This window comes from Pseudomonas sputi (assembly GCF_021603585.1).
Taxonomy (GTDB): Bacteria; Pseudomonadota; Gammaproteobacteria; order Pseudomonadales; family Pseudomonadaceae; genus Aquipseudomonas; species Aquipseudomonas sputi.
Map to the genome: position 1 here is coordinate 1 of NZ_BQHI01000061.1, position 1,314 is coordinate 1,314.

The window sequence follows — 1,314 nt, forward strand, 5'->3', positions numbered from 1 at the left end:
TTTTTTGGTTCATCACGGATTGCCGGGAAACACGCTCTTGATCTTCATGAAAAAGAATTCGCTGTCCCGGTAACCGTACGCCATCCGCTTGATGACCTTTATTCGATTGTTGATACCCTCCAGCTGGCCCGTATGCATCGGCCAGCGAACCCGGCTGACGATGCCCCGCCAGTAACCCTTCAGTCGTTTGGCAAACTGGATCAGAGGCGGTATTTCGCTTTCATGCGCATGGCGCAGCCATTGCTGCCAGGCTGATCGCCAGCCCCAGGCGGTGCTCGGTGTCCAAAGCGTTTTGAGTTCAGCCTTCATCAAATAGACCGTCATCAACGCTTGGTTGGCCGCCAGCAGATCCTCCAGACGCACCTGTTGCTCCGGCGTTTTCAGGTTCTGTGGGTTGCGCAGCAATAGCCATCGCGCTTGCTTGATGACCTTTCGGGCAGGCTTGTCATGACGTAGCCGATTCGCTTCGTCGACGCGGACTCGATCAATCACCTCTCGGCCATATTTGGCCACCACATGGAAGAGGTCGTAGACCACGCGCGCTTTTGGACAGTGCTGACGAACCTCCAGGTCAAAGGCGGTGTTCATGTCCATCGCCACCGCTTCGATGCGAGCGCAACCCTCTGGCCCCAGCTCTTCGAAGAATGGCCTGATCGCTGCACGGCTGCGACCTTCGCCGATCCACAGCACTCGCCGGGTATCGGCGTCCAACACGACGCTGGCGTAACGATGACCTTTGAACAGCGCGAATTCATCCATGACCAAGCGCCGTGGCTGCGCCTTTGGCAAAACACTCAACGCCGCTTGCAAGGCTCGACGCTCCAGCAACCGAACGCTATCCCAATGCAGCCCGAACAGTTGAGCCACGTGTTTTGTGGGCAGGCGCTCGCAGGCATGAATGACCGCCTCGGCCAGGCGGCGCGTCATGCGAGCATAGCGGTCCAGCCAACTGACCGCTTCCATGCGTTTGCCACAGTCGCGACACCCGACACGCCGAAGCAAAACGCTGAGGCGCACTGCTCGGCCAAGAATGGGCAGATCGCGGATGACTCGCTGGCAGTACTCATGTGTGGTTGAGCACGGTTTTTGGCAGCCGCCACAAGAGGGGAATTGGGTGGCGTGGGGTGTCAGGTCGATCTGTAGCGCATCGCCATCGGGCTTGATGGTGACAACAGAAAAGCCCTCCCAAAAAGGAAGGAAAGTATTAATATCGCGCATAAGAACGCCGGTTTGTTAGATGTGTTTGCTCGCACGAACATCATCAACCAAATCGGCGTTCTTGTTTCTATGTTTCCCGGGATTCCGTGAAGAACC

The 1,314-nt window shown here is 57.1% G+C and carries 1 protein-coding gene; it reads right to left on the minus strand.

All coding sequences use genetic code 11. The features are described 5' to 3' along the window. Positions 1-12: 12 nt before the first annotated feature. Positions 13-1,218: an ISL3 family transposase gene (locus L6D81_RS29290; RefSeq protein ID WP_236182998.1), complete on the minus strand. Its 1,206-nt coding sequence runs from the start codon at positions 1,216-1,218 to the stop codon at positions 13-15. Between the last annotated feature and the right edge of the window lie 96 nt (positions 1,219-1,314).

Bases quoted from the DNA above. Each gene is read 5' to 3' on its own strand.
- L6D81_RS29290 (WP_236182998.1), bottom strand. From the start codon at position 1,218: ATGCGCGATATTAATACTTTCCTTCCTTTTTGGGAGGGCTTTTCTGTT.